The sequence below is a fragment of the Pseudomonas sp. 8Z genome (assembly GCF_902506535.1).
Taxonomy (GTDB): domain Bacteria; phylum Pseudomonadota; class Gammaproteobacteria; order Pseudomonadales; family Pseudomonadaceae; genus Aquipseudomonas.
Window position 1 is genome coordinate 880104 of the sequence record NZ_LR733827.1, and the last position, 25482, is coordinate 905585.

32 protein-coding genes are annotated in these 25482 nt (G+C 62.7%); 20 read left to right on the top strand and 12 right to left on the bottom strand.

The features are described from left to right. Positions 1–3: 3 nt before the first annotated feature. From AERO9A_RS16865 to AERO9A_RS16905, 9 genes are all read right to left on the bottom strand, one after another. Positions 4–2034 carry a phage terminase large subunit family protein gene (locus tag AERO9A_RS16865; protein WP_159973079.1) on the bottom strand — a complete coding sequence of 677 codons (2031 nt, stop codon included), beginning with the start codon at positions 2032–2034 and terminating at the stop codon, positions 4–6. After that, positions 1970–2476 carry a terminase small subunit gene (locus tag AERO9A_RS16870; protein WP_159973080.1) on the bottom strand — a complete coding sequence of 169 codons (507 nt, stop codon included), beginning with the start codon at positions 2474–2476 and terminating at the stop codon, positions 1970–1972. The genes AERO9A_RS16865 and AERO9A_RS16870 overlap by 65 nt, the downstream gene beginning before the upstream one ends. A 186-nt stretch (positions 2477–2662) precedes the next feature. Next, on the bottom strand, positions 2663–3025 hold the full coding sequence (locus AERO9A_RS16875; protein ID WP_159973081.1) for a phage holin, lambda family: 363 nt from the start codon (positions 3023–3025) through the stop codon (positions 2663–2665). Between the two features lie 232 nt (positions 3026–3257). Further along, positions 3258–3848, bottom strand: a complete 591-nt coding sequence (locus tag AERO9A_RS16880) for a hypothetical protein (protein WP_159973082.1) — start codon at positions 3846–3848, stop codon at positions 3258–3260. Positions 3849–4190: 342 nt separating this feature from the next. Further along, positions 4191–6908 (bottom strand): bifunctional DNA primase/polymerase, encoded by a 2718-nt coding sequence (locus tag AERO9A_RS16885; RefSeq protein ID WP_159973083.1) that lies wholly within the window; start codon positions 6906–6908, stop codon positions 4191–4193. Then, entirely contained in the window at positions 6905–7132 is a 228-nt protein-coding gene (locus AERO9A_RS16890) for a hypothetical protein (RefSeq protein ID WP_159973084.1), read from the bottom strand. The genes AERO9A_RS16885 and AERO9A_RS16890 overlap by 4 nt, the downstream gene beginning before the upstream one ends. Beyond that, complete coding sequence (locus AERO9A_RS16895; RefSeq protein WP_159973085.1) at positions 7129–7332, bottom strand: TraR/DksA C4-type zinc finger protein; 204 nt, start codon at positions 7330–7332, stop codon at positions 7129–7131. The genes AERO9A_RS16890 and AERO9A_RS16895 overlap by 4 nt, the downstream gene beginning before the upstream one ends. Further along, the gene (locus AERO9A_RS16900) at positions 7325–7813 is read right to left on the bottom strand and encodes a phage regulatory CII family protein (RefSeq protein WP_159973086.1); all 489 of its coding nucleotides are present in this window, start codon (positions 7811–7813) and stop codon (positions 7325–7327) included. The genes AERO9A_RS16895 and AERO9A_RS16900 overlap by 8 nt, the downstream gene beginning before the upstream one ends. Positions 7814–7979: 166 nt before the next feature. Continuing rightward, positions 7980–8219, bottom strand: a complete 240-nt coding sequence (locus AERO9A_RS16905; protein WP_159973087.1) for a YdaS family helix-turn-helix protein — start codon at positions 8217–8219, stop codon at positions 7980–7982. Positions 8220–8317: 98 nt separating this feature from the next. On the opposite strand from AERO9A_RS16905, the gene AERO9A_RS16910 reads away from it, so the two are divergent. The 20 genes from AERO9A_RS16910 to fdxA all read left to right on the top strand — a co-directional run bounded on the left by AERO9A_RS16910 (position 8318) and on the right by fdxA (position 22006). Next, on the top strand, positions 8318–9004 hold the full coding sequence (locus tag AERO9A_RS16910; protein WP_256665989.1) for a S24 family peptidase: 687 nt from the start codon (positions 8318–8320) through the stop codon (positions 9002–9004). Positions 9005–9223: 219 nt separating this feature from the next. Continuing rightward, the gene (locus AERO9A_RS16915; protein ID WP_159973088.1) at positions 9224–9418 is read left to right on the top strand and encodes a hypothetical protein; all 195 of its coding nucleotides are present in this window, start codon (positions 9224–9226) and stop codon (positions 9416–9418) included. Then, entirely contained in the window at positions 9415–9981 is a 567-nt protein-coding gene (locus AERO9A_RS22525) for a deoxynucleotide monophosphate kinase (RefSeq protein ID WP_256665990.1), read from the top strand. The genes AERO9A_RS16915 and AERO9A_RS22525 overlap by 4 nt, the downstream gene beginning before the upstream one ends. An 11-nt stretch (positions 9982–9992) precedes the next feature. Next, the gene (locus AERO9A_RS22530) at positions 9993–10277 is read left to right on the top strand and encodes a phage antirepressor KilAC domain-containing protein (protein ID WP_256665991.1); all 285 of its coding nucleotides are present in this window, start codon (positions 9993–9995) and stop codon (positions 10275–10277) included. Further along, positions 10274–10642: a hypothetical protein gene (locus AERO9A_RS16925; RefSeq protein ID WP_159973090.1), complete on the top strand. Its 369-nt coding sequence runs from the start codon at positions 10274–10276 to the stop codon at positions 10640–10642. The genes AERO9A_RS22530 and AERO9A_RS16925 overlap by 4 nt, the downstream gene beginning before the upstream one ends. Next, positions 10639–10875, top strand: a complete 237-nt coding sequence (locus tag AERO9A_RS16930) for a pyocin activator PrtN family protein (RefSeq protein ID WP_159973091.1) — start codon at positions 10639–10641, stop codon at positions 10873–10875. The genes AERO9A_RS16925 and AERO9A_RS16930 overlap by 4 nt, the downstream gene beginning before the upstream one ends. A 39-nt stretch (positions 10876–10914) precedes the next feature. Further along, the gene (locus AERO9A_RS16935; protein WP_159973092.1) at positions 10915–11259 is read left to right on the top strand and encodes a hypothetical protein; all 345 of its coding nucleotides are present in this window, start codon (positions 10915–10917) and stop codon (positions 11257–11259) included. 42 nt (positions 11260–11301) lie between these two features. After that, positions 11302–12123, top strand: coding sequence for a DUF2303 family protein (locus AERO9A_RS16940; protein WP_159973093.1), 822 nt, complete (start codon positions 11302–11304; stop codon positions 12121–12123). A gap of 77 nt (positions 12124–12200) precedes the next feature. Continuing rightward, a complete protein-coding gene (locus tag AERO9A_RS22535) occupies positions 12201–12947 on the top strand; it encodes a hypothetical protein (protein WP_256665992.1) in 747 nt (248 codons plus the stop codon). Further along, on the top strand, positions 12944–13513 hold the full coding sequence (locus AERO9A_RS16950; RefSeq protein ID WP_159973094.1) for a 3'-5' exonuclease: 570 nt from the start codon (positions 12944–12946) through the stop codon (positions 13511–13513). The genes AERO9A_RS22535 and AERO9A_RS16950 overlap by 4 nt, the downstream gene beginning before the upstream one ends. Further along, entirely contained in the window at positions 13510–14082 is a 573-nt protein-coding gene (locus tag AERO9A_RS16955) for a phosphohydrolase (RefSeq protein WP_159973095.1), read from the top strand. The genes AERO9A_RS16950 and AERO9A_RS16955 overlap by 4 nt, the downstream gene beginning before the upstream one ends. A 26-nt stretch (positions 14083–14108) precedes the next feature. Beyond that, positions 14109–14717, top strand: a complete 609-nt coding sequence (locus tag AERO9A_RS16960) for a DUF1566 domain-containing protein (protein WP_159973096.1) — start codon at positions 14109–14111, stop codon at positions 14715–14717. Positions 14718–14781: 64 nt separating this feature from the next. Beyond that, a complete protein-coding gene (locus AERO9A_RS16965; protein WP_159973097.1) occupies positions 14782–15414 on the top strand; it encodes a DUF1566 domain-containing protein in 633 nt (210 codons plus the stop codon). A gap of 47 nt (positions 15415–15461) precedes the next feature. Further along, entirely contained in the window at positions 15462–15824 is a 363-nt protein-coding gene (locus tag AERO9A_RS16970) for a four helix bundle protein (protein ID WP_159973098.1), read from the top strand. A gap of 212 nt (positions 15825–16036) precedes the next feature. Then, positions 16037–17254, top strand: coding sequence for an RNA-directed DNA polymerase (locus AERO9A_RS16975; protein ID WP_159973099.1), 1218 nt, complete (start codon positions 16037–16039; stop codon positions 17252–17254). A gap of 160 nt (positions 17255–17414) precedes the next feature. Next, positions 17415–17720 carry a hypothetical protein gene (locus tag AERO9A_RS16980; protein WP_159973100.1) on the top strand — a complete coding sequence of 102 codons (306 nt, stop codon included), beginning with the start codon at positions 17415–17417 and terminating at the stop codon, positions 17718–17720. Then, on the top strand, positions 17720–17920 hold the full coding sequence (locus AERO9A_RS16985; RefSeq protein ID WP_159973101.1) for a DUF4224 domain-containing protein: 201 nt from the start codon (positions 17720–17722) through the stop codon (positions 17918–17920). The genes AERO9A_RS16980 and AERO9A_RS16985 overlap by 1 nt, the downstream gene beginning before the upstream one ends. A gap of 2 nt (positions 17921–17922) precedes the next feature. After that, entirely contained in the window at positions 17923–18912 is a 990-nt protein-coding gene (locus AERO9A_RS16990) for a tyrosine-type recombinase/integrase (RefSeq protein ID WP_159973102.1), read from the top strand. Between the two features lie 67 nt (positions 18913–18979). After that, a complete protein-coding gene (mutS, locus tag AERO9A_RS16995) occupies positions 18980–21544 on the top strand; it encodes a DNA mismatch repair protein MutS (protein ID WP_159973103.1) in 2565 nt (854 codons plus the stop codon). 138 nt (positions 21545–21682) lie between these two features. After that, the gene (fdxA, locus tag AERO9A_RS17000; RefSeq protein WP_021441853.1) at positions 21683–22006 is read left to right on the top strand and encodes a ferredoxin FdxA; all 324 of its coding nucleotides are present in this window, start codon (positions 21683–21685) and stop codon (positions 22004–22006) included. Between the two features lie 509 nt (positions 22007–22515). On the opposite strand, the gene rpoS is transcribed toward fdxA, so the two are convergent. The 3 genes from rpoS to AERO9A_RS17015 all read right to left on the bottom strand — a co-directional run bounded on the left by rpoS (position 22516) and on the right by AERO9A_RS17015 (position 25479). Beyond that, entirely contained in the window at positions 22516–23523 is a 1008-nt protein-coding gene (rpoS, locus tag AERO9A_RS17005) for an RNA polymerase sigma factor RpoS (RefSeq protein ID WP_159973104.1), read from the bottom strand. Between the two features lie 100 nt (positions 23524–23623). Continuing rightward, the gene (locus AERO9A_RS17010) at positions 23624–24442 is read right to left on the bottom strand and encodes a peptidoglycan DD-metalloendopeptidase family protein (RefSeq protein WP_256666031.1); all 819 of its coding nucleotides are present in this window, start codon (positions 24440–24442) and stop codon (positions 23624–23626) included. A 107-nt stretch (positions 24443–24549) separates the two neighbouring features. After that, the gene (locus tag AERO9A_RS17015; RefSeq protein WP_159974083.1) at positions 24550–25479 is read right to left on the bottom strand and encodes a DUF368 domain-containing protein; all 930 of its coding nucleotides are present in this window, start codon (positions 25477–25479) and stop codon (positions 24550–24552) included. Positions 25480–25482: the final 3 nt, after the last annotated feature.

Consider the following 25482-nt stretch of genomic DNA (forward strand, 5'->3'; position numbering starts at 1 on the left):
GGATCAATTCCCCTTTATCCAGTTGGCGTGCGTGCTCAACCAGCCGCCGCCCTGCGTGGGCTGCTGCTCGGTGGGCTGCGCGTCGGTTATGGTTTCAACCGGCTCCTCGCGGAACAGGTCGTTCTGAATCAGCCGGTGTTCCAGGTCTTGCCACTCGGAGTCCTTCATCAGGTGCGTCCGCTTGGCACGGGCGGCGTGCAGGCTGTACACCTCGCAGTCGAGCGCCTCGTTGCGGCGCCCGGCCTTCTTCTGCCAGACCTTGATCGTCGGGTTGCGCGGGTGCGGCGCCAGTACCTCGTTGGTGAGCTGCTCGAAGTAGCCTTGCCCCACGCCCTCGTACCAGTGCATCCGGCCCGGGCCGGCGCCCTCCAGCTTGAGGCGCCCATCGATCAGGCTCTTGGCCTTGTGGGTGCCAACCAGGTAGGGGCGCAGCCCGTACTTCTCCGCCTTGGTGTGGCGCTTGTTGCTGTCCACCGACTGGCGCGGCTTGCTGAAGATCTCGCGCTCCCGGTTGTCCAGGGAGGCGCCCTTGATCGCCATCACGCCGTGCTTCTGCCGGGTGCGGACATAGCTGTACACCGCGTCCGATGTGGTGCCGTCCGAGCTGTCGATGCTCATCGCAGCGATGCCCAGCCGAGCCCCGCTGGCATGCGGGTAGGCCGCATAGAACAGCGAGTCCAGTTCGCTCCATACCGGGTCGTTCTTGTCGCCCGGGTTGCCGTGCAGCTCGCCCCACCAGAGCAGCCAGGATTCCTCGCCACGCCCCCATGCCCTGATCACCACGGCCAGCCGGTCGTGCTGAACGTCCACGCCCATTGTGATGAGCAGGCCGCCAGGCGGCACGACCTTCGGCAGGTACTGCTCGCAGCGCTTCTCCAGCACCTCGATCTCGGGCGCGTCGGACTTGTAGGCCCAGGTCTGCCCCATCTGCGAGTTGGTGAAGCTGATCAGCTTGGAGATGTCGCCGGTGTCCGCGTAGTGCTGGGCGGTGAGTTGCTTCTCCTTGAGGATGGCGAAGGTCGAGCCTGGGAAGGAGCTGTAGAGCTCGTTCAGGTAGAAGCCGGCGGTACCGTGGAACTCGGCGGTGGCCTGCCAGCGACCGCGGTGCAGCACGTTGTCGTTCTTCTGCGCGTCGTCCCACACCTCGCCGCAGTGCGGGCAGCTGTAGAACGCGGTCTCCGGACGGAAGCGACCGAAGATCGGGTGGTGGTAGTTCGGGTCCTCGTTGCAATGCAGGTTGTCGAAGCTGAGCTGATGCTCTTCACCGCAACCGTGGCAGGCGACCAGGCCGATGCGTTTGTCGGACTTCTCCATCTCGTTGGCGATGGCCGACAGGCCTTCAATCGTCGGCGAGCCGCCGATGATCGCCTTACGACGGTAGAAGGACTTCATCCGCTCCTTGGCGAGCTGGATGCTGTCCCCCTGCCCCTTCAGGTTCAGGTTGCAGTCGTCCGGCTCCTCCACCGCCACCCATGGGATGGGAGAGGACTTCACCGAGGCCGGCGAGTTGGAACCCACCAGCTTGAGGAAGCCCCCCGGAAAGCGCTTGAAGGTCTGCCGCTGCTGCAGCTTGCGCGAGCGGGTATCGACCCGGGCGCGCAGCCGCGGCGTGGCTTCCACCATCGGCTCGAACTTCTCGGCCATGTACTCCTTGGCCGAGCCGTCCTTCGGGAACAGGACCAGCATCGGGCCCGGGTCGACATCGATCTTGCGGGCGATGCCGTTGCCCAGCACGCCGGAAGTCCAGGCCACCTGGGCCGACTTCTGGCAGGCCACCACTTCCACGCGCGGATCGTCCAGCGCATCCAGCGGGCCGTTCTCCCAGGCGAGGTACGGCACCACATCGGTGTCGTAGCGACCTGGGCGGGCAGCCTCGAGCGGCGAAAGCCGGCGATAGCGGTTAGCCCAGTCCTTGGTGCTGATGCGCTCTGGCGGCGCCCACTTCTTCTGCGCCCGGCGCAGCGCGGCGTTAGCCGTCCGCCTCATCCGACGATTCATCGTCGGGCTCGTCAAAATCGTCGTCTTGAAGCTCATGCTCTACCAGCTCCTTCAGAGCCTGGTCGACCGGGGCCTGGAGCAGCAGCAGGTCTACCTTGAGGCCGTACTTGGTTTCGATCTGCACGGCCAGTTGGTCGACCAGCAGCAGGAGCCGGGAGCGCGCGGCCAGAATGTGCTCCTCCCACACGCGCTCGAAGTCGACGGCCGGTGCCACTTCGTCCAGCTCGCGGGCCAGGGCCAGCTCCTCGCGGTCAGCGCGCACACGTGCCAGGCGCTCGCTCTGCGTTTCGCGGCTGGCCCCGGCCTTGGCGCGCTGGATCATCCAGTCGATCACCTGGGCGGTGTCGTATTCGTTGGAAGCGCCTCGGCCTGCGTTAACCAGCATCGGCATGCCGGAGGCCTGCCAGTCGGTCAGGCTGCGTTCGGAGACACCGAGGATCTCGGAGAGCTCGCGCTTGTTGACGATCTTGCCAGCCATGCAGAAGCGCCCCTGCACCAACCGAGCAAAGAACCCTCAAGCGGTGCTAAGTGATTGAAAAAGAAAGGAAGTCCCTACACACCCCACAGCTGCAGAGATTCCGCGGCTCCGTTGCCCGTACTCCCCCGATTTCCAGGGAGGACCCGCGGCCCCGGAGGGGGTGTTGGCAGGGGTGTCGAGGCCCGCTCAACCCGGCCCTTCCAGGTCTGTCAGCTTGATGCGCAGCAGCTTGATAGCCAGCCGGCGCACCGCCTCGACACCGAAGAAACCAAGGGCGCCGCCGATGGCCACAGCCAGGCGGCCAAGTGGCGCCTCGAACTCTGGCCAGAAGAAGCCCAACACCAGGGCGGCCAGTGCAGTGCCGGCCACAGCCAGCACACCGCACAGCAAGCCCTCCAGCATGATCCGCTGCCAGGCCTTCTCCTTGCGGTCGTACATCACCCGAAGTACTGCAATCACCATTGCCATGAGAAACCCCTGAACCGTCGGCGACGGTTGCCCGAGCCAATCGAGGATCGCATTCCAGTTGCCGGGATCTTCCGCGCTCATCGACCACCTCGAATGCCAAGAAGAAAACGCCCGCTGCCACGGGCAGAGCCTGCCCGCATTCGGCGCGCAGGGAATCGGAAAAAGAAAACCCCGCCGGAGCGGGGTTTGCAGGTGCCCAGGCGGGGTGGCCTGGGGCTTTCGGCACAGCACTGTGCGCTCTGTTGCTCGGTAGGCGTACCTATCGAATCGTGGGGACTTTGTACCGGCGAAAGGACAAACCGAAAACCCCCTATTAACGGTTGTTCCTGACGGGGGCTTGCCGGGGCGCTACGGCGCCGACCGGCGCCGAGTCACCCGACGAACGGTCGCGCTTGTGCAGCTCAGCACCACGCGCCGCATGCGCCTTGGCCGCCTGCTGCAAGGACGCCTTGCGCATACGATCACCCGCCCGCTTGGCCTCGCGCTGCTGGTTCACTGTGCGCCCGTTGCGGGCCTGCAACTCAGCCTGCACCGCTTGATGCAGGCGCTGCACCAGGCGGGTGTAGGCCTTCAACCCCGCCTCACCGTGGCCCAGGTTCAAGTCCCGCACCTGCACCGCCTTCGCCAACGCGGGCTCGTAGGTGTAGCGCAGCCTGGCCAGTGTCCCGAGCACTTCGCCGCCCTCGCCACGTTCGATGGCAGCCAGCGCCGCACCAACCTCATCGGCCAGCACATCCGGCCCAGCACCGGCCAGCAGCATGCGCGATCCAGCAGCGCCAGTGCGCGGCGGGCAGCCCTTCCACTCCACCAATGTCCCGGCCGGGCTACCCAGGCCGCCGCTTGGCGCGCCGCAGCGCACGAACTCGCCCCAATGCTTCAGCACCGCTTCAATCGCCTCAATCATGGCCCGTTTCCCCCTCGCCAGAACCAACCCAACACAAAAACGCCCAACCCAACACACACCCAACACACTTAAAACCCAGCAAAATCAATGCTTTCAAAGCATCTGTGTTAGGTGTGTTGGGTTTGTTGGGGTTTTCAGTCCTCGCGTGAGAGAAAAAAACGCCTACGTCCTGAGTCGCTGTAGCTGATGAAAATGAATACGCGCACGCCTGCGCGCGCGGGTAAACCCAACACACCCAACACAGCACGCCAGAAACCGCGCCACACAAGGCTTGCACCTGTGTAGGGTTGCCGGAATCGACCCGACACAGACCCAACACACCCAACACAACCCAAGGCGCACTCATGCCGCACCTGCCTTGACGTGATCCCACGAATCCACCGCCCAGCCGCCCAAGCGCGCCCGTTCCCGCCATTCCTCGACGTGCTTGCCCAGCGCGGCCGCCGTCGTGGATGGTGGCAGGAAGGCCCCCTCATCAGATGGGAAGAAGAACGCCCCGAACCGTCGCCCAAGGCCAGCTGACCAGGGGATCGCCCGTGTCTTCTCCATCCCCGGCGCCGTGCTGATGAACAGCGAGAACTTCGTCTGGCTCATCGAGTGCTCCTTGTTCCGGTGGCACCACTCCAAGAACAGCGCGTAGATGTCCGTACTCAGGCACGCACCCCACAGCCCGCGCCCAAGCTCGCCCGCCTGCCACAGGTGCAGGAACGTCTGCCAGCTCGCCCGACTGAGTGCCACCAGGCGCTCACGCGCTGGCGTCACCGGCGGTTTGGTCTGCGGATCGAAGTCGCCTAGGTCAACGCCCAGCAGCCAGCCATACAGCGCCTCTACGCCACCGTTGGCCAGCTCATGCTTGATTGCCTTCTGCCGGTCGGCCGGCAACTTTTCCTCGGGCCACATCACCAGGAAGCGCCGGTCGCTGTCGCTGATCGGCCACGGCATGATCTCGTTCGAGAGGAACACCGCGTTCATATGGCTGGCTTCCTCCCAGCCGTTCACGAACTTGCTCTCGATGCGCACCGTCTGGCCGGTGATCAACTGCTTGATCTTGCCCACCTGGTTGTAGCGCTGGTCGCGGCTGACAACTTCCTCGAACACCGCCCACAGCTTGCCGCTCTGCCAGGCGTTGAAGTTGCCTTCCAGCTGGGTCTGCCCCACCGTGGCCGAGTACTGCCCGTAGAGCATCCCCATCACCACCGAGAACAACAGCGACTTGCCCGAGCCCTCGATAATCGAGTGCATCAAAACCGCCGTGTCCATCTTGGCGCCCGTGTGCTGCAGCGGGTACGCCAGCCACCGGGTCAGCCAGTCCACCGCGTTTTCCTCGTGGTTGCAGAGGAAGGCGATCAGCCAGCGCAGGTTCTCGCACGCCGCCAGGTTGTTCGCAGGCTCCAGCGGCAGCCCCTCGAAGGTGTTGATGTACACCGCCGGGTCATGCGTCATCGTCGGGTCGAACACGATGTGGTTCATATCCACCACGCGGCGCTCCGGGCTGTTCAGCCACAGGCTGTACGCATCGCCCAGCGACATCTTCACCGCGCCCTCGGCAATGCGCCGCTTCTTCGCGTAGTCCCATACATCCTTGGTGCCATCGATGTACACGTACCGCACCAGAGGCGGCATGGTGATATCGCCCACCGCCTTGCCGGCCATCGTCCGGGCCTGCTCGATATCGCGCACCCACTCCTCGCTGACCCGCTTCTTCGTCGAGTCAGTGACCGCGCTCCACTCCTTGAACTTGTCCTTGCCCACGTGCGCCTCGAAGGCCGCCCGCTTCATCTTCTTCGCCTTGTCGATATCCCACACATGGGTGGTGCCTTCGATCAACGCATACCGGCGCAGCAGCGCCTTGAGGCTCAGCCCCTCCCCCGCCCCCCCGTTGTCGGAGCTGCCGGGCTCGCCGCTCGCCTCAGTCCCGGTTGGGGCCGGGGGAAGGTCGCCCACGGGTGGTGGCTCTGGCGGCCTGGGCGCCGAGCGCTTGTGCTCCATACCCAGCTCACGCGCAGCGGCCTTGATCGCCGCCCCCGTGTCGCCGTTGTGCTCGAGGATGCAGAACACATCGAACGCGTCGTTCATGTGCCCGTTGGCCAGCGGGTCGGAGCCGTGGTGCGAATACAGGCGCTGCTCGCCCTGCTCATCCACCACGCTCACCCCAGGCAGGCCCGTGGAACTCTGCGGCGCGAGCCACTTGCGCCCGCGCTTGATGTAGCCGTGGCGCTGCAGCAGCGTCTCGATATCCGTGGCCCGGTTGAAGCTGTCGATCACCGAAGGGTGGTCTCCGGCCTCCTTGCGAGGCGGCGAGCTCTTCTTCACCTTGGCCGGCGGCTTGGGCGCGGCCGGCGCCCACGGGCAGGCCTCCAGCGCCGTGCGCTTGAAGATGTCCCACAACTGCCACGTCTTCACCAGGTCGCTCGGCAATTCCGGCAGCCCATCGGTGGGCGGGTTGCGCCAGGTGTAGGGCTGGCCGGTGTCCGGGTGGATCGAAGGCGGCAACACATCCTGCACCGCCCCGGCCCGCAGCTCGAACACCGTCACCGGCGCGAACTCCTTCTGCCGCGCCTGCATGGCCTCGATCTGATCCTTGTTGCCCGTCTCCCGCGCCTGCTTCAGCGCCGCAGTGGCCAGCTTGTGCTTGCTGCCGTCCGGGTCGAGCGGGTTCGGCCAGCTCAGCGAGTGGCGGTTGAACTCCAGCCCCTCGGGCAGCCTGAACATGATGCGGAATCGCGCCGGGTTGCCGACCAGCGTCGGATTCGCCGCCGCCAGGTCATCCAGATTGATGCCCAGCACGTCGCTGAACACCTGGCGGCAGTACTCCACATGGTCGACGTCCAGCGAGCACACCCGGCTCGGGCCCAGCACCACGCCCATATTGTGGTTCGGATGCTTCGTCCACCAGGCCTCGGCCTGATCGGCATCGGTGATGTACCCGCCCGGCTTGTTCCAGCCGTTACCCTTGGGCGCCTTCTCGCCCGGGTCGATCGACACCAGCGCGAGGTTGAACACTTCGATATAGCGCCGCGCCCAGGCGGCCATGTTCTTCGGGGTGGCCAGCTTGGTCATTCACCAGCCCCCTGCTCCTTGCCCTGATGGGCGATCTGATTGCGGTGGACTACGCGGCCGCCAAAGACGCTGACGAGGTTGGCGGCCGACCAATAGTCCATCCAGTAGGTGTGCTCTCCATTTGGATACTCCGCACGGAAGTTCCCATGGCAGGTCAGTTCGCGCAGCGGCAGCCGCGAGTACTTATCACGTAGGCGCTCAAGCCAAAGGAGAAAGCGTTTCATCGCCGCACCTCCTGCAGCCCCTGGCAATCCACACACAGTTGGCAGCCTGGCACCGCCAGGCGGCGAGCCTGGGGAATCTCCACGTCGCAGGTGGCGCAGAACTCAGCGCTCTCGCCCTGGTACTGCACGCGGCTGGCGAGCGACTGCTGGAGTTGAGCCTCCTGCAGGCGCTGGGCCATCTCGAAGTGAGCCTCATCCATCCTGGCGGCCCTCCATCGCGGCGCGGGCGCCGGCCATGATGCCGAGCACGGCGCGGATCACCTCATTGCCGTGGTGCTCCAGCAGTGCCACCTCGTGCGGCTCCCATTTGTTGTCGGCAGCGCCGCCATGCAGGCTGCCCACGAACTCGCCCTCTTTCTGCAGCAGCTCGCCCACCGCCTTCAGCGCGTCGCGGGTGGCCGGTACCGGCGTCGGCCTGAACCACACCGCTCCGGCCGGCCGCATCAGCGCGTCCAGCAGGCGAGGGTCTTGGGTGGCGCCGATGACCTCCTCCAGCTCATCCGGCGTTGGCCAGCGTGCCTCGAAGTCGAACTTCAGCTTCTTCTGCAGGGCATCCAGGTCCATGCCCAGATCGAGGGCGAGGCGGGTAAGCCCGCCTCGGTAGTCGCGCCCAGCGCGGTAGAGCGCCTGGCGGATGGTGAGTACCGGACCCGCGTCCGGCAAAAGGTCTGTGCGACTCATAACCGTAAATGACTCCTTTACGGCCTAGTCACAGCGCAGGGCAAGCCCTACTCTATAACCACGACCGATGCAGTGCTGTGTCGTCGTAAGCCGAAGCAAGGAGGTGAGAGTCCTTGCCCGGCACCCCGCCGGCGTGGGAGGTGAGAGTCCCGCGCCGGCAATTTCTTCAAGCTGCCTCTAAGCCACCAGCCGATCCACGCAAATACCCCCAATCGATATCCGGCCGGAGTACCTCACAAGGCACTTTGCCGCCTGAGTGGCGGTCGATGGAAATTGCCAAGGCGGCACCGGCGCGCCGATGACCATAGGCAATCTGCTTCAGCTGGCCTGTTGAGGTATCGCATGCCTCTGCGAAAGCATCGAGCTCTGCCTTGTTGAGCGGTTTCATGTAGTCGAGCAAGTTCATAGGCACCTCCAAACAGAGGCGAGATTAGCAACTGCTAACAGGCATGGCAACAGCAAACGCTAATTTACAGTTTGCTAACGGGCCGCCAAGATCCAGGGATGAATATGAATCAGCTACGTGTCGAAGCCCTACTCCGCATCATGAGCGGCCACAGCCAGGCCGATTTCGCGGAAAAGCACGACCTCAATCCCTCATACCTATCTCAGATTCTGAGCGGGCATCGTTCATTCGGTGAACGAGCCGCCATCAATATGGAGCGGAAAATCGGCCTGGAGCCAGGGACGCTGTCACGCCCCCCACTAGATGCGCCTGCTGCCGGGCTGCCCGCGCTACAACAGAACGTCCAAGGTGACCCAATTTCACTCAGGGAAGGAAAGGTGCCTGTGGTTGGAATGGCTAAACTCGGCGCCCAAGGCTACTTCGACGCCATCGATTACCCCGTTGGCCAAGGCGACGGCTTTGTCCTTATCAGCAGTGCAGACCCAAACGCTTATGCACTTCGCGTTGTGGGCGACAGCATGGAGCCAAGGATTCGGAACGGCGAGTACGTCCTGATCGAGCCAAATAGAAATTATTGCGCGGGCGATGAGGTGCTGGTGCAAGTGGTAGATGGTGTGCTCACTCAGTCGATGATCAAGGTGTTCATGTACGAACGCGACGGCTACGTCCGGCTGCTGAGCGTCAATGACCAACACCCGCCGATGACTATCGAAAAGCTCAGAATCCTCAAGATTCACCCTGTAGGCGCCATTCTCAAGCCATCGAGATACATCTCTGAGGGCTAGCCAGTGATCAACTGGTTCAGATTCTTCGACCGAGTTGCAAGCGGCGACCGCAGGGCCTTGCGGGCGCTGCTCGCCTGGGTCTGTTTCGTATTACTTTTTGCTATTGGAGCATCCGTATTCCTGTGAGATTTGCAGAAATTTAGCAAATGCTATTGCCTTGCTGATTAGCTATTGCTAACTTTGCTCGCGTACCCACTCTCACATCACGGAGTACGCGACATGCAATCGACACAGCACGCCCGTTGCCCGGTGCTACTGCACCCGGCCTGCACCACCAACCCTGACGCCATCCGCGCCGTACAGCAGGCCACCGGCCGCTTTGTGGTGCTCGCTGGTGGCCGCCCCATGCTCAAGCAACCCACCACCCTGCCCGCTTTTGAGGACTTCAGCGGCTTCGGCGGAGGCGCAGCATGAGCCAGCTCCTGATCGGCCTCTCCGGCCATGCCCGCGTGGGCAAGGACACCGTCGCCCGATACCTGGCGGCGCACCTCACCCTGATCAGCTACGCCTTTGCCGACCCGCTCAAGCAGGCCCTGGCCGGCATGTTCCACCTCACCGCCGCCCAACTGGAAGGCGCCGAGAAGGAGCAGCCCCTGCCCTGGCTGGGCAAGTCCCCGCGCGAGCTCATGCAACTGCTCGGCACCGAATGGGGCCGCGACCTGGTGCACCCGCAGCTCTGGCTGCTGCTCGCCGAGCAGAACCTCCAGCTACTTGCCGAGCACGACCAGGCCATGAAGGGCGTGGTGATCCGCGATGTGCGCTTCGACAACGAGGCGGACTGGGTGCGCAGCAAGGGCGGCGTCATCTTCCACATCAGCCGCCGCGGCATCCGGCCAGCCAACGGTCACGTCAGCGAGTACGGCGTGCGCCACTACCCGGGCGACTACGTGATCGACAACGACGGCACCCTGCCCGAGCTGTACGACCAGGTAGACCGCGCGATCTCGCACCTCATGCGCAGCAAGCGCGCAGCCTGAGGGCCGCAGCCATGAACCGCACCCTGCCCCAGGCTGCCCAGGTGCTGGGCATCCGTGAGAACGCGCTGCGCGCCTGGCTGCGCGACAACGGCCACCTGAACAAGGACGGCACCCTCGCCGCCAAGCACGTCGGCGCCGGCAACCTGTTCATGGAGCCCCGAGTCACCCAGCCCAAGCACCTCGGGTACCGCAAGCACTACGCGGTGCTCAAGGTGACGGAGCGCGGTATCGACTGGCTGGCCCAGCAGATGGGCATCGAGATCAAGGAAATCCCGCAGAAGGACACCGCCGCATGAGCAAGCCCAACCCCATCACCGACGCCATTGGCGTGGTCAAGCTGGCCGGCATGCACTTCCAGAACCCCACCGCCGTACCGGCCAACGTGGTGCGCGACGCCTCCACCGAGGTGCTGCAGCGCCTGGAGGCCATCCAGCCGGAGGCCTTGCAACTGGTAACGCTCTATACCGACCTGCTGGCGATCACCCCGGCCGGCTGGCTGCCGCACGTCACCCTCACCACCGACCCGCTGCGCCCCTTCGGCGCCGTGATCACCGACGAAGCCGGCAACGTCGCTGCCCACGACAAGGGCAAGACTGTCGACAGTCTGGTCGCGCTGTTGCGGCTCCGGCTTCCGGCGGGGTGTGGGGAGGCGCTGGCATGACGACGCTGGAATTGCTGCAACAGCGCTGGAAGGCCAACAGCTTGTCGCTGGAACAGGTGCGCGAGCACTACTTCCCGCACATCAAGACGGAGAAGCGCCTGCGTGCGCTGATCCGCGCCAAGGAGGTGAGCCTCCCGACGTTCAAGTACACCGATTCCCGCCTGGCGCCGCTGTACGTGCGCCTGACGGACTTGGCCGCCTACCTCGACTCCAGGGCCGAGGCAGCGGCTTAACCCGGGCAACCGCCCACCACAACCCAAGAGGCACAGCACATGAAAGCCACCGACGCATCTGACTTCATCCAATCCCTCAACGCCGGGGTCTTTGCCCAGCAACTGGGCAAGGCCCTCTCTGACGTCGCCGCCGGCTGCGTGGAGTTCGGCAAGCAGGGCCAGGTAACCGTCACCTTCAAGCTCAAGCAGATCGCGCAGAGCCACCAGGTGAACGTGACCCACACCCTGGACTACGTCGAGCCCACCAAACGCGGCAAGCGCCGCGAGGACACCACCCTCGACACCCCGCTCTATGTCACCCAGGACGGCCTCAAGCTGTTTCTGGACAACCCCACCGGCCAGTTGTTCCGCAAGGACGAAACACCCGTCCACGCGCGCACCTGACCACACCCTGCGTTCCCCTCTCACACCACAAGGAACTGATCCATGTTCGACAAAGACGCACTGCAACTCCTGATCGCCACCGCCCTGGCCGGTGCCAACCAGACCATCGAAACCAGCGGCCACAAACTGGCCTTGCTGCCCGAGACCATTCGCCCGCTCAACCTCGAGCAGTACCAGGCGCAGCGTGACCGCTTCCGCGGCGCATTGCGCACCCACTCCCTGGCCGACTTCGCCAACTACGTGGAGCGCCACAGCACCGACGAGAACAAGCCGGCCGGCTTCGTCGATCAGGACGGCATGAGCGCCACCGTGCTGTTCAACCTGGGCACCGCCACCGAGCCGGGCCACGGCGACGACACCGCCACGCTCACCCTCAAGCCCACCGCCGCCTACGTCGCCCTGCAGGCCATCGTCGGCAAGGCCATGAGCCAGCAGGCCCTGGCCGAGTTCCTCGAAGACTGGATGCCGTACCTGATGGCCGGCGCTGGTGACGAAACCCTGCCCATGCCGGCGGCGATCAACGCCGTGCGCCGCATGAGCATCAAGGCCACCAGCACGCAGAACAGCGAAGTGGGCGACCTCTCCGCTCGCCGCAGCGCCATGGACGAGATCGAGGCCCGCAGCCTGGAAACCATGCCGACCACCTTCATCTTCACCACCCGCCCGTATGAGCCGCTGGAGCCGGCGAGCATCACCCTGCGCGTCTCGGTCATCACCGGCCGCGACGAACCGCTGCTGAAACTGCGCTGGGTGGGCGAGGAGGCACAGCGCGAAGGCTTCGCCGACGAGTTCAAGCGCGTGCTGGAGGCCGCCGTGGGTGGCCTGGTACCGCTGACCATCGGCACCTACCAGCAAGGCAAGTAACCACAACCCCGTTGCAACACCCCGCCGCCGGACTCTCACAACCATTCCCGGCGGCGGGCTCTACGAGGACACAGCACATGCAAACCACCACCATGCTTACCCTAATCATCGCCGCCCTGGTGCTGGCCCTGATCGGCCTGGCCGTCTACACCCGCCACTCGGCAGGCAGCGCACGCGCCAATGGCTATGACCAAGGCTATGACGACGCCAAGCGCAGCCACGATGACCGCATTGCCGCGCTGCACGAGGACATCGAGCACCTTCACCGCACGCGCACCAACTTGGTAGCCGAACACCGCCTGGAGCGTGACGCGATCATGCAGGACTGCGACGCGCGCATTGCCATCTATGCCGCCCGCTCGCTCACCGCTGAAGACATCCTCACCCTGCGCGTCGTCAACAGCCAGCTGCTGCTGGCCGTGCAGACCTACACCAACCTCAAGCTGCTCGACCAGGCACGCTTCGCCAACACCGCCGTGCAGCGCTTCGGCCAGGTGATCGACCGTATTGCCGAGGCCCTGCCCGCAATGCCGAAACAGCCTGACTACATTCTCGACGTGGCCGCGAACTCGGTACCGAACGGCAAGAGCTGGCTGGTGCATGGACCGCAGGCCTGCGGCAAAACCCGCAACGCCCGAGCCATCGCAGACGCCCTCGGCCTGCCCGATATCCTCGACGACTGGCAGCCCGGCATGCCGGTACCGACCACTAAAACCCTGGTGCTGACCAACGCCGAAGGCCCCTTCCAGCCGTTCACCCGCCGCGTCCTGTCGTTCGAGCAGGCTATGAGCCTAGTGGCTTCCAAGCAGGGGGCCGCAGCATGATCAACGATACCCACTACGTGCTCGACCTGGAGACCATGGGCAAGGGCCCGCGGGCCGCCATCGTCGCCATCGGCTGCGTGCGCATCGAGCAAGGCACCATCACCGGCAGCCTCTACCGCAGAGTCAGCCTGGAAACCTCCCTGCAGGCAGGCCTACAGGTGGATGCCAGCACTATCGAGTGGTGGCTGCAGCAGCGCGAAGCCGCCCGGGAAGAGATCTACCAGCCCGGCGCGATCCGCCTCGAATCGGCCCTGGCCCAACTGGCAGAGTTCATGGGCTGCAACCACCTCCACAGGCCAAAGCCGAAGGCAATGCTGTGGGGCAACGGCAGCAGCTTCGACAACGTCATCGTCGGCAACGCCTTCGACGCCTGCGGCATCCAGCGCCCCTGGCTGTTCTGGAATGACCGCGACCTGCGCACACTGCTGGCCCTCTACCCCGAGGCCAAGGCACTGCCGTTCGAGGGCACCAAGCACCATGCCCACGACGACGCCATGCACGAGGCCAAGCAACTGCTGATGGCGCTGAATCTCCACCAGACCCTGCAGGTAGGAGCACTGGTATGAGCTGGATTCTCACCCGCAGCGGCCGCAAGTTCGACCTGGCCAACCCCACCGCCGACATGGTGGATCCGACCGATATCGCCCACAGCCTGAGCATGCAGTGCCGCTTCAACGGCCACACCCGCCACTACTACAGCGTTGCCCAGCACTGCTATCTGGTGTCCGACCTGGTGCCGACCGAGTATCGCCTGGAAGCGCTGCTGCACGACGCCACCGAGGCCTACGTGGGCGACCTGGTGCGCCCGCTCAAGGAGGGCATGCGCGACTTCGCCAACAGCCACAGCGACGAGTGCCTGTACGACCTCACCGAGCGCCGTGTCTGGATCGCCATCTGCCAGCGCTTCGACCTCGAACCCGTTCTGCCGGACTGTGTGAGGCACGCCGACCTGGTAGCGCTGGCCACCGAGAAGCGCGACCTGATGCCCGAGCACCCGGAGCCCTGGCCGTGCCTTGAGGGCGTCGAGCCCAACGCTGTCCCCATCGATCCCTGGCAACCGAGCCAGGCCGCCATCCACTACCACGGCCGCCTGCTCGAACTGCTGGCTACCACTCACCGCCGTCGCAGCGCCTGACCGATTTCATATTCGAGGACACCACCATGAACGCAATCACCCGCAACACCCTCCCCGTCATCGGCACCCAGTTTGAGGGCGGTTACTTCGCCGGCCTGTTCGCCCTGAACGGTGAAACCTACGGCTTGATCGTAGCCCCACGTGCGCAGGGCGAGCTGGAAGGAGCCACCTGGGGCGAGTACGGCAAAGACCTGCCCGCCGCCCGCCACTTCAATGACGGCCTGGCCAATACCCAGGCTATGGCCGAGGCCGGCTCAGACCTCGCCAGCTGGATGCTCGCGCTAGACATCAACGGCTTCGCCGACTGGTACCTGCCCAGCCGCGACGAGCTGGAACTGCTCTACCGCCACTTCAAGCCCACCAACGAGACCAACTGGGTTTACCGCCATGGCGAGAACCCCAGCAGCATCCCCATGGGCTACCCGTATACCGCCGAGGAGCCGGCACAGACCAAGCTGGACGGTTTCCAGGCAGATGCTGCCGAAGCCTTCGCGGATGAGTGGTACTGGAGCAGCACGCAGTACAGCCCGAACAGCGCGTGGAGTCAGAACTTCTGCGATGGCAGCCAGTTCAACTTCCGCAAGGTCTTCGAGCTTCGCGCGCGCGCCGTCCGCAGATTCAAGGTCACCCCTTGAACACTTCAACCCTTTGAAGCCGCGCGCGCAGCGCGCGGTTGACGCCAATTTTCAGGACATCGACATGAACACCATCACGATTGAAGTGGGCGACACCCGAATCGAAACCCCCAACGCCATCCTGGCGCGCCACGTACTGGAGCAGGCCACTGGCCTCGTACCGCGAGCGCCGGAACCGTTCGCCTGCACCGTCGAAACCATGCGGCTGACACCTACGCCCGGCATCGGCGAATTCTGGAGCGGCCAGGGCGGTATCTACGCAGGTCTGATGCGCGGAGAGAACGGGCACCCGGACTACCACCTGGTGGTCTCGCCCGCCGAGCGGGGCGAGGCGGAGGCAATCACCTGGGGCTCAGCCGGCAAATCTGAGCCAGGCGCCACCAACGAATGGGATGGTCTTGCCAACACCCGCGCCCTTGCGGAATCCGAGCACAGCCACCCCGCTGCCGAATGGGCCGCTGGCTTGGAGATTAACGGCCACCGCGATTTCTACCTGCCCAGCCGGCGCGAACTGCGCCTGTGCTGGGTCAACGCGCCCGAGCTGTTCGCCGAGAAGTGGTACTGGAGCAGCACGCAGTACAGCCCGAACGACGCGTGGCTTCAGGACTTCGGCGATGGCTACCAGACCACCATCCACAAGTTCAGCGAGCTTCGCGCGCGCGCCGTCCGCAGAGTGCTCAGCACTTCAACCCTTTAACCCTTTGACTCCGCGCGCGTAGCGCGCGGTTTTGCGAGTTTTCCAGCATGGCTATCACTCAACACCTGCCGATCTACCAACTGACTCGAGAGCTAACGGAGCTAGCGATTCGCCTCGCGGCGAACATGCCCCGCAATCTCACGCGCCTACTCGGTGATCGCCTTCTGAACGAGTGTTTCGACATAGGGCTACTGATCTTCCGGGCCAACGTGGCGCAGGGGGCTGACCGTCTGGGCCATATCCAGCAATTGCTGGAACGCACCCAGGTGGCCGAGCTGCTGCTGCGCCAGTGCGTAGACCTCAAGGCGATCAGCCACAAGCAGTACGCCCAGGCAGTCGAGATCACCGACCGGATAGGCAAGCAGGCAACCGGGTGGAAGAAACACACAGCCGCAGCGCCTGCAGCGTGAGTGTCAAGGTGCTCACGCCAGAGCGTTATGAATCTGGTCGTGCCGCTGGCCCACAAGGCCACCGCCATGCGCACCAGGGGAACCGCCGGGCACGTCCTGGCAGGCCTCGCGCAGTTTCGCCGCTGATCGGCCCAGGCCCTCGGCAACGAAACGTAGATAGCACGACTTGGCGCAGTACAGCCCGAACAACGCGTGGAATCAGAACTTCGACGATGGCAACCAGAACAACAACCACAAGAACAACGAGCTTCGCGCGCGCGCCGTCCGCAGCTTCAACCGGCTTTCAGCAAAGCCATGCTGGCTTTTCTTTCGAGGCCCTGGCGCAGGCGTACTTCGACTGCCGCCGCAGCAAGCGCAACAGCAAAAGCGCCCTGGCCTTCGAACTCAACTTGGAGCGCAACCTCATGCACCTGCACACCGAGCTGAACAACGGCACCTACCAGCCCGGCCCCTCCACCTGCTTCGTCGTCACCCGCCCGAAGCACCGCGAGGTATGGGCCGCCGACTTCCGCGACCGAATCGTCCACCACTTACTCTACAACCAGGTCGGCCCGCGCATCGAGCGCACGTTCATTGCCGACTCCTGCGCCTGCATCCCCGGGCGTGGCACGCTCTACGCCGCCCAGCGCCTGGAGCACAAGGTGCGCAGCATCACCCGCAACTGGCAGCGCCCGGCGCACTATCTCAAGTGCGACCTGGCCAACTTCTTCGTCACCATCGACAAGCGCGTGCTCGGCCAGCAACTGCTCGCCGCCATTCCTGAGCAACCCTGGCAGGCGCTGGCGCAGCAGATCCTCTGGCACGACCCTCGGGAGAGCTACTTCCTACGCAGCCCTTACCGCCTGGTCAACCGCGTGCCCCAGCACAAACGCCTGGACGCCCAGCCGGCCTACCGCGGGTTGCCCATCGGCAATCTGTCGTCGCAGTTCTTCGCAAACGTCTACCTAAACGCCCTGGACCAGTTCGTCAAACACCAACTGCGCGCGCGCCACTACGTGCGCTACGTCGACGACTTCGTGCTGCTGCACGAAAGCCCCCATAAGCTGAACGCCTGGCGGGAACAGATCGAGGCCTTCCTCGCCGACCGCTTGCACGCTCGCCTCAACCCCAGCAAGACCATCCTGCAACCGGTGACGCGCGGTATCGACTTCGTAGGCCAGGTGATCAAGCCACATCGCCGCATCACCCGCCGCCGCACAGTTGACAACGCCCTGCGAGCTGCAGCGCATCAGCCCGGCGACAGGCTGCGCGAAACCGCCAACAGCTACTTCGGCCTGCTACGCCAGGCCAGCCACAGCCACACAGACCGGCGCCACCTGACCAAAGCCCTGCTGCTGCGCGGGCGGACGGTGGACTACGGCATGACCAAAATTTTCAAAGGCGCCCGCGCCAACCCGGTGAAACAGCAGCGGAGCGAGGTGGAGTCATGAGCAACCTAAGGCGCATTACCACACCGAACGGCGCCCCGCTGCAGAACCTTGAACTGCCGTCTCGCTGCGATCAGTGCGGAAACCCTCGCAACAAGGGCAACCACCAGCGCTGCTCGCAACGCCGGCAGGCACTCAACAAGCACAAATGGATGGGCAGGCCATGAGTTGCACCATCACATACATCACCAACGCCCAGCCCGGGCAGGATGACCGCGCTCACAAGCGCGGTCGGATCCCGCGCAAGCCGGTGCAGTGGCAGGCTAGCGTCTGGATGATTGCCCCAGGCGGCGAGAAGACCACGCACTCCATCACCGTCCCGGCCTGCACCGCACAGGATCTTATCCCTGCTATTGGTGACCGCATCGACGCTCTGGCCCGCGAGAACGGTCAGATCTGCGTGCAGTTCGGCTGGACGGCAAGCGCCCACGGCGGCATGAAGAAGAATCGCAAGGGAGGAAAGCGCTGATGTTCCTCACAGAGTCTGAACTCCAAACCCTCTCCGGCAAGGTGAAGCCCAGCGCCCAGGTTCGCTGGCTCAAGTCCGAGAAGATCGCCCACATCATTGGCGGGGACGGCAAGCCCAAGGTGCTGCGCGACCTGGTGGTTGCGCGCCTCGGTGGCACCGCCCAAACTCGCCCTGAACCGCAGCTCCGCCTGGCTTCCTGATCATGCGACCACGCAAGAAAGACAGAGACCTGCCCGCCAAGGTCTACCGCAAGCACGGCGCCTTCTACTACGTTCACCAGAACAAGTGGGAGCGCATCGGCAGCACGCTCGAGGAAGCGCTGGAGGCCTACGCCCGCAAGGTTGCCGCTGCCAGCACCGGCGCCGGCATGCCCAAGCTGATCGACGACGCCCTGGGCGAGATCAAGAAGACGATCAAGCCCAACACCCTGGAGCAGTACGAGGCCGCCGCCCGCCGACTCAAGCAGATTCTGGCCGAGTTCGAGCCACACCAGCTGAAGTCGAAGCACGTCGCCGCCATCAAGAACAGCATGTCCGACACCCCGAACATGGCCAACAGGGTGATCAGCTTCCTGCGCAGCGTCTGCGCCTATGGCGTTGAACAGCAACTGATGGACAGCAACCCATGCGTGGGCATCCGTCGCTTCGAGGAGAAGAAGCGCGACCGCTACCTCACCGACGCTGAGCTGGCTGCCATCCTCGCCGTGTCGACGGAGAATATGCGCGTCATCTACCTGATGGCCTACCTCACCGCCCAGCGCATCAATGACGTGCTCAGCATCAAGCTGGCCGACATCACCGAAGAAGGCATCGCCTTCAAGCAGCAGAAGTCGGACAAGCGCCTGATCGTTGCCATGACACCCGACATCAAGGACGTCATCGCCCGCACCAAGGCCCTGCCGCGCTCTGCCCGTGGCCTGACACTGTTCACCACCAAGCGCACCTGCAAACCGGTGATCTACGAAACGGTGAAGCAGCAATTCAAGAAGGCCGCCATGCGCGCTGGCGTGAAAGACGCTACCCTGCACGACCTTCGAGCGAAGTCGATCACCGACGCCAAAAAGCAGGGCCACGACCCGCAAAAACTGGCCGGTCACTCGTCCGCCCGAATGACAGAACGATACATCCGGCTGCGCGAAATCGACGTCGCCCAGGGCCCCACCTTGGCCAAGATCGCAGCCGACGAACGGTAACTCAGAGCAAAAAGTATTAGACACAAATGCTCTGTCAAATAGACAAATTACGCTAAGTTATTGATTTATGGACGTTTCCGCACACACCCCGATGATGCAACAGTACTGGAAGCTGAAGAACCAGCACCCGGATCAGTTGATGTTCTATCGCATGGGTGACTTCTACGAAATTTTCTACGAAGACGCGAAGAAGGCAGCCAAGCTGCTGGACATCACCCTGACCGCCCGCGGTCAGTCGGCTGGCCAGTCGATCCCCATGTGCGGTATTCCCTTCCACTCGGTAGAAGGTTACCTCGCCAAGCTGGTCAAACTCGGCGAATCGGTAGTGATCTGCGAACAGATCGGCGACCCGGCCACCAGCAAGGGCCCGGTGGAACGCCAGGTGGTTCGCATCATCACCCCCGGCACTATCAGCGACGAAGCCCTGCTGGACGAGCACCGCGACAACCTGCTGGCTGCGGTACTGGGCGACGAACGCCTGTTCGGCCTGGCCGTGCTGGACATCACCAGCGGGCGTTTTACCGTTCAAGAGATCAAGGGCTGGGAAAACCTGCTGGCCGAACTGGAGCGTCTGAACCCGGCCGAACTGCTGATCCCAGATGACTGGCCACAGGGCCTGCCGGCCGAGAAGCGCAAGGGATCACGCCGCCGCGCGCCCTGGGATTTCGACCGCGACAGCGCCTTCAAGAGCCTCTGCCAGCAATTCGGCACCCAGGACTTGAAAGGCTTCGGCTGCGAGAACCTGACCCTGGCCATCGGCGCCGCCGGTTGCCTGCTGGCTTATGCCAAAGAAACCCAGCGCACCGCCCTGCCCCACCTGCGCAGCCTGCGTCATGAGCGCCTGGACGATACGGTGATCCTCGACGGCGCCAGCCGCCGCAACCTGGAGCTGGATATCAACCTCGCTGGCGGCCGCGACAATACCCTGCAATCGGTCATGGATCGCTGCCAGACCGCCATGGCCAGCCGCCTGCTGGGCCGCTGGCTGAACCGCCCGCTGCGTGATCGCGCGGTGCTGGAAGCGCGCCAGGACGCCATCACCTGCCTGCTCGACGGCTACCGTTTCGAAACACTGCAACCGCAGCTCAAGGAAATCGGCGACCTGGAGCGCATCCTCGCCCGTATCGGACTACGCAATGCGCGCCCGCGCGACCTCGCTCGCCTGCGCGATGCCCTGGCCGCGCTGCCCGAACTGCAGCAGGCGATGGTCTCGCTGGATACGCCGCACCTGCAGCAATTGGCCCACACCATCGCCACCTACCCGGAACTGGCCGACCTGCTGGCCCGCGCCATCATCGACAACCCACCGGCAGTGATCCGCGACGGCGGCGTCCTCAAGACCGGCTACGACGCCGAGCTGGATGAACTGCAAGCGATGAGCGAGAACGCCGGCCAATTCCTCATGGATCTGGAAGCCCGCGAAAAAGCCCGCACCGGCCTGGCCAACCTCAAGGTCGGCTACAACCGTGTGCACGGTTACTTCATCGAGCTGCCGACCAAGCAAGCCGAGTCCGCGCCCGCCGACTACATCCGCCGGCAGACGCTCAAGGGCGCCGAGCGCTTCATCACCCCGGAGCTCAAGGAATTCGAAGACAAGGCACTATCGGCCAAGAGCCGCGCCCTGGCCCGCGAGAAGATGCTCTACGACGAACTGCTCGAACGCCTGATCGGCCACCTGGCACCGCTGCAGGACAGCGCATCGGCCCTGGCCGAGTTGGATGTGCTGAGCAACCTCGCCGAACGCGCACTGAACCTCGACCTGAACCGCCCGCGCTTCGTCGAAGAGCCCTGCATGCGTATCGACCAGGGCCGCCATCCGGTGGTCGAGCAGGTGCTGACCACGCCCTTCGTGGCCAACGACCTGGATCTCGACGACAACCGCCGCATGCTGGTCATCACCGGGCCAAACATGGGTGGTAAATCCACCTACATGCGCCAAACCGCACTGATCGTGCTGCTGGCCCATATCGGCAGCTTCGTGCCGGCTGCTGCCTGCGTGCTATCACTGGTCGATCGCATTTTCACCCGAATCGGCTCCAGCGATGACCTAGCCGGCGGGCGCTCCACCTTCATGGTAGAGATGAGCGAAACCGCCAACATCCTGCACAACGCAAGCGAACGCAGCCTGGTGCTGATGGACGAAGTCGGCCGTGGCACCAGTACCTTCGATGGTCTGTCACTGGCCTGGTCGGCAGCCGAGCACCTGGCGCGCCTGCGTGCCTTTACCCTGTTCGCCACCCATTACTTCGAGCTGACCGTACTGCCGGAAAGCGAGTCGGTGGTGGCCAACGTGCACCTCTCAGCCACCGAGCATAATGAGCGCATCGTTTTCCTCCACCACGTCCAGCCGGGCCCTGCAAGCCAAAGTTACGGCCTGGCTGTAGCGCAATTGGCAGGCGTACCCGGCACAGTGATCAGCCGTGCGCGCGAGCACCTGGCGCGCTTGGAAGCAACGAGTTTGCCGCACGACCTACCCAAGCAGCCTACTGGCCAACCACAAGCGCCCATGCAAAGCGACCTGTTCGCCAGCGTGCCGCATCCGCTGCTAGAGGAATTGCAAAAGATCAATCCTGATGATCTGAGTCCGCGCAAAGCGCTGGAACTGCTATATAGCTGGAAGACACGGATCTAACGCTAACGTGCGCAAGCTGTTAGAATCGCGCGCATTTTTACGACAGCCCGGTTTATAGCCTGAGCCGCGGCACTGACAGGACGCCTGGAAACGCTTCGCAGAAAGAGTCCAGGCCGCCGCCCGAGGAGAAAATCAGACATGACCTTCGTCGTCACCGACAACTGCATCAAATGCAAATACACCGACTGCGTGGAAGTCTGCCCGGTCGATTGCTTCTACGAAGGCCCGAACTTCCTGGTGATCCACCCGGACGAGTGCATCGACTGCGCCTTGTGCGAACCCGAGTGCCCGGCCCAAGCGATCTTCTCCGAGGACGAAGTGCCCGAAGACATGCAAGAGTTCATCGAACTCAACGCCGACCTAGCGGAAGTGTGGCCGAACATCACCGAGAAGAAAGACGCCCTGGCAGATGCCGAAGAATGGGATGGCGTGAAAGACAAGCTGCAACATCTCGAACGCTGAGTTCACTACATCTGCTGAAAAGAACAAGGCCCGCAATATGCGGGCCTTGTTCTTTGCGCCACAAAACCGTCAGTTTTTTACAGGCAAAAAAAGGGGCGGCTTGCGCCGCCCACTTTTACTCCCTAGTCCCTGTTTTTCCCAACTTCATCATCCTGATGAATCGCCTCTTGCGATGTTCCTGACCATCATCCTGATGATCTGTGCTTGTCCCTGAGCACGAGTTCGATATTACTCGTCTATCGAAACCATTCAACGCCCCAATCTGCACAGCCAGAAGACATATTCTGCGGCACGTAAAAAAATAAATCGTTTAAAAACATAGAATTAGAAATATAGAACAACAAAACCCACTGATAACCGAAGCGAGTTCAACACAAAGTCTGACAGTCACTGTAAGCAATGACTGACATAAGCCTGATGAAAACAGCAGGATTCAATGCATAGACGTAAATGCTCGCAGCCAAAATGACGAAACCCGGCCTGAGCCGGGTTTCGTAGACAGCATCCAGTTACTGGAACAAGGCGTCGCTGGACAAGCCGTTTTTCTCAAGGATTTCGCGCAAGCGCTTGAGGGCTTCAACCTGAATCTGCCTGACTCGCTCGCGAGTCAGGCCAATTTCCTGGCCTACCTCTTCGAGCGTACAACTCTCATGGCCACGAAGACCAAAGCGACGCACCACAACTTCGCGCTGTTTTTCGGTGAGATCGCACAGCCACTGATCAATACTCTGCGAAAGATCATCGTCCTGCAGCAGTTCACAAGGATCTGTCGGTCGATCATCAGTCAAGGTATCAAGCAGCGTTTTATCAGAATCCGGGCCGAGTGAAACATCCACTGAAGACACCCGCTCGTTCAAACCCAGCATGCGTTTGACTTCACCAACCGGCTTTTCCAGCAAGTTGGCGATTTCCTCGGCCGAGGGTTCATGATCCAGTTTCTGAGTCAGTTCACGAGCTGCACGTAAGTAGACGTTGAGCTCCTTGACCACATGAATAGGCAGACGAATGGTGCGCGTCTGGTTCATGATCGCGCGCTCGATGGTCTGACGAATCCACCAAGTCGCGTAAGTGGAAAAGCGGAAGCCACGCTCAGGATCGAACTTCTCAACCGCTCGAATCAGCCCTAGATTGCCCTCTTCAATCAGGTCGAGCAGTGACAAGCCACGGTTGACGTAACGTCGCGCGATCTTAACAACCAGACGTAGGTTGCTTTCGATCATGCGTTTACGCCCTGCTGGATCCCCCTTTTGCGCTAGACGCGCAAAATGCACCTCCTCTTCAGGAGTCAGCAATGGCGAAAAGCCGATTTCATTGAGATATAGCTGGGTGGCGTCAAGCGCCCGAGTGTAATCGATGTGTTTGTGCTGTTTGGACGGGGTGGCGTGTTTGGCTTTGGTACGCGACGGCGGCACATTCTCCTCGTCGTGTTGAACCTCGCCCAAAACGATGCCCGGCTCCACTAGGAGCAGTTCATCGTCGACGTCAAACTCCGGCGCTTCTTCTTTTATGAGAGCCATTGTTGTAGTCCCAAGATGAGTTCGACAACAAGCTCTGGCGGACACGTCCTAGCCACACCGAGCCAGTCCCTCCCACGTGTCGAGAGAAGTGAAACGCAGATCAACGCTTAGGCAGGTACTGCAGCGGATCAACAGGTTTTCCTTGCCGGCGAATCTCGAAGTGGAGCTTCACCCGGTCGGCCCCTGTGGACCCCATCTCAGCAATACGCTGTCCAGCCTTAACCTGCTGCCCCTCCCGCACCAACAGCCTACGGTTATGGCCGTAAGCACTCACGTAGGTGTCGCTGTGCTTGATGATGACCAGTTCGCCGTAGCCCCGCAAACCACTTCCGGCATACACCACCGATCCATCAGACGCAGCTAAAACAGGCTGTCCTAATTCCCCTGCGATATCAACGCCTTTATTCAAACTACCGTTTGAAGAGAATTTACTAATTACCGCGCCCTGAGTAGGCCAAGCCCAACCGGTCGCCGAGCGGGTTACAGGGGTCACGGGCGTGGTGGCGGGCGTGGATGCCGCCGGCGGTTTGGCCGCACTGACCACCGGGGCCGTCACAACAGGCTGACTTGTAGGCTGAACCGGCGGTATCGGCGGTGCTGGGCTACGCGGGGCACTGGCCACTACTGGCGAGCTCGACACACTGCGATTATCAAAGCGGATGACTTGCCCTACTCGGATCAAATAAGGGTCACGCAAGCCATTATGGGCAGCCAGGGCCTTCCAATCCCAGCCGAACCGGAAAGCGATGGAGTACAGCGTATCGCCACGCTGAACCACATAGTGCCCGGTTCGCACAGGTTGGCGCTGAATCAGAGGCGCTCTTCCCTGGTGCTGTCCACGCTCGACGACCTGAACACCACCAGGCGGTGAACTGGCGCAGCCGACCAGTAGCAAAGTCCCCAACAACGAGGCGAGCAAACGAAGGTCAACGGCCTTGAAAATCAGCGCGTAAACGGTTGTGCGACTCACCCGGTGCTCCCTTGAACGATCCCGAATTACAAACATGATGCGGCTATTGCGCCGGATCAACCAGCCACTTGCGGCTTTCGCCTAGCCAGCCAATCCAGCGCAAGCACGACAAAAATACCGGTGAACGCCAGGAAAATGGCTAGCAGCAGTTGGGAATCTTGACCACTAATCTCGACAAACTGGCTAGGAAGCAAGTTGTGCTGCAGCAACGGCACCTGTTCACCCTTGCTATCGATACGCCAACTAATGGTCTCCTTCCAGGGCCAAACCTTGTTCAGCGAGCCCAGCATCAAACCAGTCAGAAATGACAACGTCAGATCACGCCAGTGCGACAACATCCAACTAAGCAGGCGGGCGAAGCTCAATAAACCGACCAGGCATCCCGCAGCGAACACCGCCAGGACGGCCAGATCCAAGTTCTTGACCGCGCCCAATACCGTGGCATAAAGCCCCAGCAGAAGCAGGATAAAACTACCGGAAATACCAGGCAGAATCATGGCGCAGATGGCAATGGCGCCAGCGCAGAACAGCGTCAGCGGATCGCTGCCCCATTGGATCGGCGCAGCCACAGTGATCCAATAAGCAAAGGCCAACCCAAGCAGAAAACTCAGGCCACGACTCCAGTTCCAGCGCCCGATATCACGCCCGACTAGATAAACCGAAACCAGAATCAGGCCAAAGAAAAATGACCAGACCGGCACCGGATGATGTGCCAATAGATAGGTAATCAACCGGGCCAGACTGAGAATACTGGTCACGATGCCAGATAGTAGAACCAATAAAAAAGTGGCATTAGCTGCCTGCCAGGCATCCTTGATTCGCCCCCGCAGAAGCAGCATCAACGCCTCGGGCACACTGGAAATAGAGCGCAGCAACTCATCATAAATACCGCTGATGAACGCGATGGTGCCGCCGGATACGCCAGGCACGACATCTGCGGCACCCATGGCGATGCCCTTGGCATAGAGCAGAAAATATTTTTTCATGGA

Excerpts from the sequence above, each read along its gene's own strand:
- AERO9A_RS16990 (WP_159973102.1), top strand. The coding sequence starts at position 17,923 with ATGCGACCACGCAAGAAAGACAGAGACCTGCCCGCCAAGGTCTACCGC.
- AERO9A_RS16895 (WP_159973085.1), bottom strand. The coding sequence starts at position 7,332 with ATGGATGAGGCTCACTTCGAGATGGCCCAGCGCCTGCAGGAGGCTCAA.
- AERO9A_RS16985 (WP_159973101.1), top strand. The coding sequence starts at position 17,720 with ATGTTCCTCACAGAGTCTGAACTCCAAACCCTCTCCGGCAAGGTGAAG.
- AERO9A_RS16865 (WP_159973079.1), bottom strand. The coding sequence starts at position 2,034 with ATGAGCTTCAAGACGACGATTTTGACGAGCCCGACGATGAATCGTCGG.
- AERO9A_RS17015 (WP_159974083.1), bottom strand. The coding sequence starts at position 25,479 with ATGAAAAAATATTTTCTGCTCTATGCCAAGGGCATCGCCATGGGTGCC.
- AERO9A_RS16870 (WP_159973080.1), bottom strand. The coding sequence starts at position 2,476 with ATGGCTGGCAAGATCGTCAACAAGCGCGAGCTCTCCGAGATCCTCGGT.
- AERO9A_RS16910 (WP_256665989.1), top strand. The coding sequence starts at position 8,318 with ATGAATATGAATCAGCTACGTGTCGAAGCCCTACTCCGCATCATGAGC.
- AERO9A_RS16970 (WP_159973098.1), top strand. The coding sequence starts at position 15,462 with ATGGCTATCACTCAACACCTGCCGATCTACCAACTGACTCGAGAGCTA.
- AERO9A_RS16900 (WP_159973086.1), bottom strand. The coding sequence starts at position 7,813 with ATGAGTCGCACAGACCTTTTGCCGGACGCGGGTCCGGTACTCACCATC.
- AERO9A_RS16930 (WP_159973091.1), top strand. The coding sequence starts at position 10,639 with ATGACGACGCTGGAATTGCTGCAACAGCGCTGGAAGGCCAACAGCTTG.
- AERO9A_RS16965 (WP_159973097.1), top strand. The coding sequence starts at position 14,782 with ATGAACACCATCACGATTGAAGTGGGCGACACCCGAATCGAAACCCCC.
- AERO9A_RS16875 (WP_159973081.1), bottom strand. The coding sequence starts at position 3,025 with ATGAGCGCGGAAGATCCCGGCAACTGGAATGCGATCCTCGATTGGCTC.
- AERO9A_RS16890 (WP_159973084.1), bottom strand. The coding sequence starts at position 7,132 with ATGAAACGCTTTCTCCTTTGGCTTGAGCGCCTACGTGATAAGTACTCG.
- AERO9A_RS16925 (WP_159973090.1), top strand. The coding sequence starts at position 10,274 with ATGAGCAAGCCCAACCCCATCACCGACGCCATTGGCGTGGTCAAGCTG.
- AERO9A_RS16950 (WP_159973094.1), top strand. The coding sequence starts at position 12,944 with ATGATCAACGATACCCACTACGTGCTCGACCTGGAGACCATGGGCAAG.
- AERO9A_RS16955 (WP_159973095.1), top strand. The coding sequence starts at position 13,510 with ATGAGCTGGATTCTCACCCGCAGCGGCCGCAAGTTCGACCTGGCCAAC.
- AERO9A_RS16935 (WP_159973092.1), top strand. The coding sequence starts at position 10,915 with ATGAAAGCCACCGACGCATCTGACTTCATCCAATCCCTCAACGCCGGG.
- AERO9A_RS16975 (WP_159973099.1), top strand. The coding sequence starts at position 16,037 with ATGGCAACCAGAACAACAACCACAAGAACAACGAGCTTCGCGCGCGCG.
- AERO9A_RS16960 (WP_159973096.1), top strand. The coding sequence starts at position 14,109 with ATGAACGCAATCACCCGCAACACCCTCCCCGTCATCGGCACCCAGTTT.
- AERO9A_RS16940 (WP_159973093.1), top strand. The coding sequence starts at position 11,302 with ATGTTCGACAAAGACGCACTGCAACTCCTGATCGCCACCGCCCTGGCC.
- fdxA (WP_021441853.1), top strand. The coding sequence starts at position 21,683 with ATGACCTTCGTCGTCACCGACAACTGCATCAAATGCAAATACACCGAC.
- AERO9A_RS22530 (WP_256665991.1), top strand. The coding sequence starts at position 9,993 with ATGAACCGCACCCTGCCCCAGGCTGCCCAGGTGCTGGGCATCCGTGAG.
- AERO9A_RS16980 (WP_159973100.1), top strand. The coding sequence starts at position 17,415 with ATGAGTTGCACCATCACATACATCACCAACGCCCAGCCCGGGCAGGAT.
- AERO9A_RS22525 (WP_256665990.1), top strand. The coding sequence starts at position 9,415 with ATGAGCCAGCTCCTGATCGGCCTCTCCGGCCATGCCCGCGTGGGCAAG.
- AERO9A_RS22535 (WP_256665992.1), top strand. The coding sequence starts at position 12,201 with ATGCAAACCACCACCATGCTTACCCTAATCATCGCCGCCCTGGTGCTG.
- AERO9A_RS16885 (WP_159973083.1), bottom strand. The coding sequence starts at position 6,908 with ATGACCAAGCTGGCCACCCCGAAGAACATGGCCGCCTGGGCGCGGCGC.
- AERO9A_RS16880 (WP_159973082.1), bottom strand. The coding sequence starts at position 3,848 with ATGATTGAGGCGATTGAAGCGGTGCTGAAGCATTGGGGCGAGTTCGTG.
- mutS (WP_159973103.1), top strand. The coding sequence starts at position 18,980 with ATGGACGTTTCCGCACACACCCCGATGATGCAACAGTACTGGAAGCTG.
- AERO9A_RS16915 (WP_159973088.1), top strand. The coding sequence starts at position 9,224 with ATGCAATCGACACAGCACGCCCGTTGCCCGGTGCTACTGCACCCGGCC.
- AERO9A_RS16905 (WP_159973087.1), bottom strand. The coding sequence starts at position 8,219 with ATGAACTTGCTCGACTACATGAAACCGCTCAACAAGGCAGAGCTCGAT.
- rpoS (WP_159973104.1), bottom strand. The coding sequence starts at position 23,523 with ATGGCTCTCATAAAAGAAGAAGCGCCGGAGTTTGACGTCGACGATGAA.